The sequence below is a fragment of the Xenophilus sp. genome (genome assembly GCF_044462705.1).
In the GTDB taxonomy this organism is placed as follows: domain Bacteria; phylum Pseudomonadota; class Gammaproteobacteria; order Burkholderiales; family Burkholderiaceae_C; genus Xenophilus; species Xenophilus azovorans.
In genome coordinates, this window is the sequence record NZ_JBIQNC010000160.1 from 5043 (window position 1) to 11574 (window position 6532).

General features: G+C 74.2%; 9 protein-coding genes. 1 reads left to right on the forward strand and 8 read right to left on the reverse strand.

All coding sequences use genetic code 11. The features are described 5' to 3' along the window. The 7 genes from gspM to gspG form a co-directional block, all read right to left on the reverse strand. Window positions 1-272, reverse strand: a 272-nt coding sequence (gene gspM, locus ACIY1X_RS19790) for a type II secretion system protein GspM (RefSeq protein WP_399683816.1), incomplete at its 3' end; no start/stop codon positions are given. Next, window positions 269-1477, reverse strand: a complete 1209-nt coding sequence (gene gspL, locus ACIY1X_RS19795; protein ID WP_038207475.1) for a type II secretion system protein GspL — start codon at window positions 1475-1477, stop codon at window positions 269-271. The genes gspL and gspM, both read right to left, overlap by 4 nt. 140 nt (window positions 1478-1617) lie before the next feature. Continuing rightward, a complete protein-coding gene (gene gspK, locus ACIY1X_RS19800; RefSeq protein WP_399683819.1) occupies window positions 1618-2637 on the reverse strand; it encodes a type II secretion system minor pseudopilin GspK in 1020 nt (339 codons plus the stop codon). Continuing rightward, window positions 2634-3302 (reverse strand): type II secretion system protein J, encoded by a 669-nt coding sequence (locus ACIY1X_RS19805; RefSeq protein WP_399683821.1) that lies wholly within the window; start codon window positions 3300-3302, stop codon window positions 2634-2636. The genes gspK and ACIY1X_RS19805 overlap by 4 nt, the downstream gene beginning before the upstream one ends. Next, complete coding sequence (gene gspI, locus ACIY1X_RS19810) at window positions 3302-3658, reverse strand: type II secretion system minor pseudopilin GspI (RefSeq protein ID WP_038207726.1); 357 nt, start codon at window positions 3656-3658, stop codon at window positions 3302-3304. The genes ACIY1X_RS19805 and gspI overlap by 1 nt, the downstream gene beginning before the upstream one ends. A gap of 5 nt (window positions 3659-3663) precedes the next feature. After that, the gene (locus ACIY1X_RS19815; RefSeq protein ID WP_038207483.1) at window positions 3664-4143 is read right to left on the reverse strand and encodes a prepilin-type N-terminal cleavage/methylation domain-containing protein; all 480 of its coding nucleotides are present in this window, start codon (window positions 4141-4143) and stop codon (window positions 3664-3666) included. Further along, complete coding sequence (gene gspG / locus ACIY1X_RS19820; protein WP_038207485.1) at window positions 4118-4549, reverse strand: type II secretion system major pseudopilin GspG; 432 nt, start codon at window positions 4547-4549, stop codon at window positions 4118-4120. The genes ACIY1X_RS19815 and gspG overlap by 26 nt, the downstream gene beginning before the upstream one ends. 51 nt (window positions 4550-4600) lie before the next feature. Between gspG and ACIY1X_RS19825 the strand changes: the two genes are divergently transcribed. Continuing rightward, a complete protein-coding gene (locus ACIY1X_RS19825) occupies window positions 4601-5098 on the forward strand; it encodes a type II secretion system protein N (protein WP_051953383.1) in 498 nt (165 codons plus the stop codon). Window positions 5099-5110: 12 nt separating this feature from the next. On the opposite strand, the gene ilvA is transcribed toward ACIY1X_RS19825, so the two are convergent. Further along, on the reverse strand, window positions 5111-6532 hold a 1422-nt coding region (gene ilvA, locus ACIY1X_RS19830), incomplete at its 5' end, for a threonine ammonia-lyase, biosynthetic (protein ID WP_399683825.1).

Genomic DNA, 6532 nt, shown 5'->3' on the forward strand with positions numbered 1-6532 from the left:
TCCAGGGCACGCAGGGCGTCGTCGCGGCCGGCCTTGGGCTGGGCCTGCAGGGCGCGGGCCTGGGCCTGCAGCGCCGCCATCTGCTGCCACTGGGCGTCCAGCCGCGCATGGGCCTGCGGTGCGGCCGCGAGCGTGCGCAGCGCCGGCGCCAGGGCGACCCACCACAGCAGGGCCAGCACGACCAGCGCGGCGGCGCCGGCCACCAGCCGCTGCTCGCGCGGCGCCAGGGCGGCCCACCAGGCCCGCCAGCGTTGGGTTGCCTGCGGCGTCATCGGGCCGCCTCCGCCTGCACCAGCAGCAGGCCCCCTTCGCTGCGCGCGTGGTAGCCGCGGCTGGCGAGGGCGCCGGCCAGGGTGTTCTGCGCGCTCGGGGGCAGGTCGAGGCCGCGCAGGCGCAACTGGCCGCCGGCATAGTCGATGGCGGTGGGCAGGCTGCCTGCCGGCAGGCTGGCGGCCAGAGCGGCCAGCATGGGTTCCAGGTCGCCCGCCGTCAGGCCGCCGGTGGCCTGCTGCAGGGCGGCGACCTCGCGCGCCATCTGCGCCGGCGCGTCGATCACCAGCTTCACCGAGGGGAAGGTCTGCACCAGCACCTGATCGACCGCGCGGCGCTTGGCTTCCAGGGCGTGGCGTTCCTTCCAGGCCCAGGCGTTGACGCCGACCAGTTGCGCTGCCACCAGCAGGCCCGCGCCCCAGCGGGCGGCACGCCAGCGTGGCGCGCGCCACAGCGCATCGGCCGTGGCGGCCAGTTGCTTGCCGGCCCGCGCGCGGCCCGTCATGGCGAACTCGAACTGCGCCAGATCCCAGGGCAGTTCCGTCGCTTCCAGCCAGCGCTGCGGCGCGGGCAGCAGGCGCACCGGGCGGCCCATCAGCGCCTCGGCCAGTTCCGCCACCGCCGGTTCGGCGCCGGCCTCGGCATCGGGCGGCAGCGGGCCGGCCAGCGCGACGGCGGCGCCGTCCAGCGGCAGGCTGAGCACGCCGTTGCCGTCGCACACCGTCAGGTGCGCATGGCCGGGCTCGCCGGTGGCGAAGAGCAGCGGCGGCGCGTCGGCGGGGCGCGGCGCGAACTCGGGCACCAGCCGGCCGATGCGGCGCCCGGCACCTTCCAGCGCCTGCACCACCGCGCGCAGCCAGGCGCGCTGGCAGATGGCGACCCAGGCCGGCTCGCCGGCGCGGGCGCCGGGCTCCAGGGCGAAGTGCAGTTGCTCGGGCTCGTCCAGCAAGCGGTCTTCCAGCAGGCCGGCCAGCACGCTGCGCAGCCGGGCGGCGCTGGCCAGGCTGCCCGGCGGCAGCGTCACGCGATGCCAGGACAGCGCCGCTGCCGGCACGATCACCGTCGCCTCGCCCTGGCCCGGCAGCAGGGCCGGCGGGGCGCTGCCCTGCTGGCGCAGCCGCTGGCGGTCTGCCGACCATTCCGCCCACGCGAAGTCGGCGCCGGGCAGTGCCGTGGGCGGCGGAGGCTGGACCAGGATCAAGGCCATCGGTGCGGGGCGGGGGATTGCAGTGGTCGGGGAAGGGCGGGCGGCACGGGTCGCTTTGCTCTGGATTTGATAGCTGGCCGCATCCGCCGGCTGGGCGGGGAGGCCATTTTTATTCAACTTTGCTACAAGCGCTTACAGGGTCAGGGGCCGGTGAGTTCGTCCGTGGTGCCTGCACCACGCTGGCGCCACACCACGCTCAGCGCCAGGCCGTTGCGCAGGAGCAGCGAGCGCTCCTCGACCCAGGTGCGGTCCAGCCGCAGCCGGCCCAGCACCTCGAAGTACTGCGTCGCCACGCCGTGCAGGCCCTCGGTGAACTGCGCGTCGCTGGACTGGATGAGTTCGTTCGCCTCGGCGAGCGTCCTGAAGAAGCGGCGCTGGCGCTGCTCCACCAGGCGGCGCGCGCCGGCCAGGTCCAGCTTCGGCACGCTGGCGAACAGCGCCTCGGCGCTGGCGGTGTTGATGTTCAGCTTCGCACCGGTGGTGGGCAGCACGGTGACGTGAGGCGCGATGGCCGCGACGCTGGCGGCCGGCAGGCCGAGCCAGACCAGTTCCTGCACGCGCTGGGGCATCAGCGGCGCGTCCTCGCCGCCGGCGGGGGGCTGGGCCTCCGCGCCCGCGGGCGTGGCGGTGCGCGGGCTGGCCCGCAGCAGCCCGGCCACCAGCGTATCGACCTGCGAGGGCGGCAGCCCCAGCAGCTCGAACAGCTTGCGGAAGGCCGCCACCGCCTGGGGCACGGCGCGGCCGCCGTCCACCAGGTTGCGCACGTTGAGCCTGGACTGCGCGTCCACGATGCGGCCCGACAGGAAGGCGTCCGGCAGGCCTTCCAGCGCGTCGCTGCCGATGTTCTTGTCGGCCGCGAGGAAGCTGGTGAGCTTGGCCTCGGCCAGCGGCACGGCCCAGGGCTCGGCCAGGTGGTCGGCGCCGCCGGTGCGGCCGTCCTCGCGCAGGATCAGGCGCGACCAGTCGAGCGCGCCCACCAGCACCCAGGCCGATTGCAGGCGCGCCCGCTCTGCGGCCTCGATCTCGGTGCTGCGCCACTGCTGCCACAGGGCGGCGGCGGAGAAGGTGGCGACCAGGGTCACGGTCAGCATCGCCAGCAGCAGGGCGGCGCCGCGCTGGTGCCGGGACAGGGCAGAAGAGGGCCGGTGCATGCGCTTCATCCCTGCTTCGGCGCAGCGTAGGTGGGCCGCACCCAGTCGCGCTGCACCGCGCCGCTCAGGCCGGCGCCGGGTGGCAGCGCCAGCAGCAGGCGCACGCCGTCGGGCAGCGGGTTGTTCAGGCCCAGGGACTCGGCAGGCACGGCCGCGCTCCAACTGCCGCCGCGGAAGTACGCCAACTGCCAGCCGGCCAGCGGCAGCAGCGGGGTGGCGGCCGCGTCGACCTCGCGCGCGCCGTCCTGCGCCCAGGCGGCGGCCCGTTGCCAGGCCTGCTGCCATTGGTCGCGCGCGGCCAGCGGCGGCGACTGCCAGCGCATCCAGCGCAGGCCCCCGGCGCCCGGGCGCGCGGTCCAGGCCACCACCAGCGCGGCCGGCCGCCCGGCGCCGTCGCTGCCGCGGCGGGTGAGGCGCAGCACCTGGCCGTTCCAGTCCATGGCGGGCAGGTCGCCGTACGGCGTGGCGGCGTCCAGGTCGGCGTTCCACTGCGCCAGGGAGGTCTGCAGCACCAGCACCGCGTCGTCGCGCTCGCGGTGGCCGGCCTGCGCACGGGCCATCGCCTCCAGCCCGCGCCAGCTCACCAGCGCCAGCAGCGCCATCACGGCCAGCGCGACCAGCAGCTCGACCAGGGTGAAGCCGGCGGCGCGCGCGCGAAGGCCGGGGCGCGGCATCAGAACCGCCCCACCACGGTCGACAACCGCAGCACCGGCCACTGGTCGGCGTCGCGCACCTGCACGTCCACGCGGCGGAAGTTGGGGTTGAGCGTGGAGGTGGTGGTGACGGCCACCGTGAAGACCGTGCCGGCCTGCGTGCAGGCCAGCATGCTGTCGCCCACGGCCGGCATCTGCGACGCCAGCCGCACCTTCGCCAGTTCGTTCTCGGCGCACAGCTGCGCCAGCACCATGTCGGACTGCCGCTGCGCGTTGCGGCCGAGCGCATTGACGGCCTGCGTGCCGGCGGCCAGCGCGATCGCGACGATGGCCAGCGCCACCATCACCTCGATCAGCGTGAAGCCGTTGCGGCGCATCGTCGTCACGGCAGGTTCGTGACGGCGAAGGGCCGCAGGCCGTCGGTCGCCACCCGCAGGCGGCGCGCCGGCGGCCCCTCGGTGCTCAGCAGCACCTGCTGTGCGGCGATGATCGGCTCCGGACCCAGTTGCAGCACCGGCACCGCGACGCCGGCGGCATCGAGCGGCAGGGCGCCGACGCCGGCGTGCATCCAGTGGCTGGGCAGGGCCCCGGGGGGCAGGCCGTCGAAGGCGAAGCCTTCCTCGGTGACGCGCCAGCGCACCGTGGCGCCGCTGGCGCGCGACTGCGCGCGGGCCGCTTCCAGCAGCGCGGCCAGGCGCTCGGCTTCGCGGTCCAGGGCGGCCTGCCCGCTGTCGCGCAGCGACAGGCTCACGCCTGCGATGGCGAAGGCCATGATGGCCACCACCACCAGGAATTCGATGAGGGTGAAGCCCCGCGGGGGGCGCGTGGCGCTGTGGCTATTGCCAGCTACCGATGTCGGCATCGTTGCCTTCGCCGCCGGGCTGGCCGTCGGCGCCGAGGGAAAGCACGTCGATCTCGCCCTGCACGCCCGGATTCATGTACTGGTAGGGGCGGCCCCACGGGTCGTTGGGCAGCTTGTCGACGTACGGCTTCCAGTTCGGCGGAACGGGGTTGGCGGTCGGCCGCGCCACCAGCGCCTGCAGCCCCTGCTCGGCCGTGGGGTAGCGCTGGTTGTCCAGGCGGTACATCTTCAGCGCGTTCATCAGGTTGTGGACGTCGGTGCGCGCGGCGGTCACGCGGGCGTCGTCGGCGCGGCCGATGACGTTGGGCACGATCAGCGCCGCCAGCACGCCGATGATGACCAGCACCACCATCAGTTCGATCAGCGTGAAGCCGCGTTGCAGTGTGGGAACCGGACGTTGGCGCATCGCAGGAAGGGAGAGGGGGATCGGGGAAGCGGCGGATCATAATCCGCACCCATGACACAAGCGCACGCCCCGACCCGCTGGCCGGCTGCCGCCACCACCGTGCTGGTATGGGCGGCCGCTGCGGCGAGCCTCGTGTTCTGGGGCCTGCGGCTGGCATCGCCGGCCGATGGCGACCGCCCGCCTGCGGTGTCGGCTACGCCGGCGATGAGCATCGACACCCAGGCCGTGGCGCGGGCCCTCGGCGCGCAGCCGGCGGTGGCGCAGGCCGTCCGCGTGCCCGATGCCGCCAGCCGCTTCGCGCTGCTGGGCGTGGTGGCCGATGCCAACGGCCGCGGCGCCGCGCTGATCGCCGTCGATGGCAAGCCGCCGCGCCCCTTCCGGGCGGGCGCCGCGCTGGCGCAGGGCTACGTGCTGCAGGGTGTGGATGCGCACGGCGTGCGCGTCGGCGCCGGCGTGGATGCGCCCGCGGCCTTCACGCTGCAGGTGCCGGCGCGGCCCGGCGCCGTCAATGGCCCGCCGCGCCCGGCGCCGGCCATGCCGGCGGGCTGAGCCGGTTCTCTCTCAGGCCTGCAGGAACAGCCGGTACGCCGGGTTGCCCGTCTCGTCCACGTAGGGGTAGCCGAGCGCCTCCAGGAAGGCCGTGAAGGCGTCGTTGTCCGCCTCGGGCACCTGCAGCCCGACCAGGATGCGCCCGTAGTCGGCGCCCTGGTTGCGGTAGTGGAACAGGCTGATGTTCCAGCTCGGCCGCATCAGGCTCAGGAACTTCAGCAGCGCGCCCGGCCGCTCCGGGAACACGAACTGCAGCAGCCGCTCGTCGTGCGCCAGGCCCGAGCGGCCGCCGACCATGTAGCGCACGTGCTCCTTGGCCAGTTCGTCGTGCGTGAGGTCCAGCGCACCGAAGCCGTGGGCGCGGAAGGTGTCGGCGATGGCCGCCGACTCGCCGCGGGCGGCGGTGGTCAGGCCGACGAACACGTGCGCCACCTTGGCATCGCTGATGCGGTAGTTGAACTCCGTCACGTTGCGCGAGGCGCCGGGCAGCTCGCCCACCAGTTCGCAGAAGCGCCGGAAGCTGCCGCGCTCCTCGGGGATGGTGACGGCGAAGAGCGCCTCGCGCTCCTCGCCCACCTCGGCCCGCTCGGCCACGAAGCGCAGGCGGTCGAAGTTCATGTTGGCGCCGCACAGGATCGCGGCATAGCGCTCGCCCCGTGCGCCGCGAGCCTCGGCGTACTGCTTGATCGCCGCCACCGCCATCGCGCCCGAGGGCTCGACGATGCTGCGCGTGTCGATGAAGATGTCCTTGATCGCGGCGCACACGGCGTCGGTGTCGACGACGACGAACTCGTCCACCAGTTCGCGCGCGATGCGGAAGGTCTCCTCACCCACCAGCTTCACGGCCGTGCCGTCGGCGAAGAGGCCGACGTCCGGCAGGTTCACCCGCTCGCCGCCGGCCACCGACTGCCTCATCGCGTCCGAGTCGTTCATCTGCACGCCGATGACGCGGATCTCCGGCCGCACCGCCTTGATGTAGTTGGCCACGCCCGAGATCAGCCCGCCGCCCCCGATGGCGACGAACACCGCGTCGAGCGGGCCCTGGTGCTGGCGCAGGATCTCCATCGCGATCGTGCCCTGGCCGGCGATGACCTCCGGATCGTCGAAGGGATGGACGAAGGTCAGGCCCTCCGTGCGCTGCAGCTCGAGGGCGTGCTGGTAGGCGTCGGAATAGCTGTCGCCGTGCAGGTGCACCTCGCCGCCGAGCGCGCGCACGGCGTCGATCTTGACCTGCGGCGTGGTCACCGGCATCACGATCACGGCGCGCGTGTCGAGCCGGCGCGCACCCAGCGCCACGCCCTGCGCGTGGTTGCCGGCCGAGGCGCAGATCACCCCGCGCTGCAGCTGCTCGGGCGACAGGTGCGCCATCTTGTTGTAGGCCCCGCGCAGCTTGAAGCTGAACACCGGCTGCTGGTCCTCGCGCTTGAGCAGGAC

Bases quoted from the DNA above. Each gene is read 5' to 3' on its own strand.
- gspL (WP_038207475.1), bottom strand. From the start codon at position 1,477: ATGGCCTTGATCCTGGTCCAGCCTCCGCCGCCCACGGCACTGCCCGGC.
- gspK (WP_399683819.1), bottom strand. From the start codon at position 2,637: ATGAAGCGCATGCACCGGCCCTCTTCTGCCCTGTCCCGGCACCAGCGC.
- ACIY1X_RS19805 (WP_399683821.1), bottom strand. From the start codon at position 3,302: ATGCCGCGCCCCGGCCTTCGCGCGCGCGCCGCCGGCTTCACCCTGGTC.
- gspI (WP_038207726.1), bottom strand. From the start codon at position 3,658: ATGCGCCGCAACGGCTTCACGCTGATCGAGGTGATGGTGGCGCTGGCC.
- ACIY1X_RS19815 (WP_038207483.1), bottom strand. From the start codon at position 4,143: ATGCCGACATCGGTAGCTGGCAATAGCCACAGCGCCACGCGCCCCCCG.
- gspG (WP_038207485.1), bottom strand. From the start codon at position 4,549: ATGCGCCAACGTCCGGTTCCCACACTGCAACGCGGCTTCACGCTGATC.
- ACIY1X_RS19825 (WP_051953383.1), top strand. From the start codon at position 4,601: ATGACACAAGCGCACGCCCCGACCCGCTGGCCGGCTGCCGCCACCACC.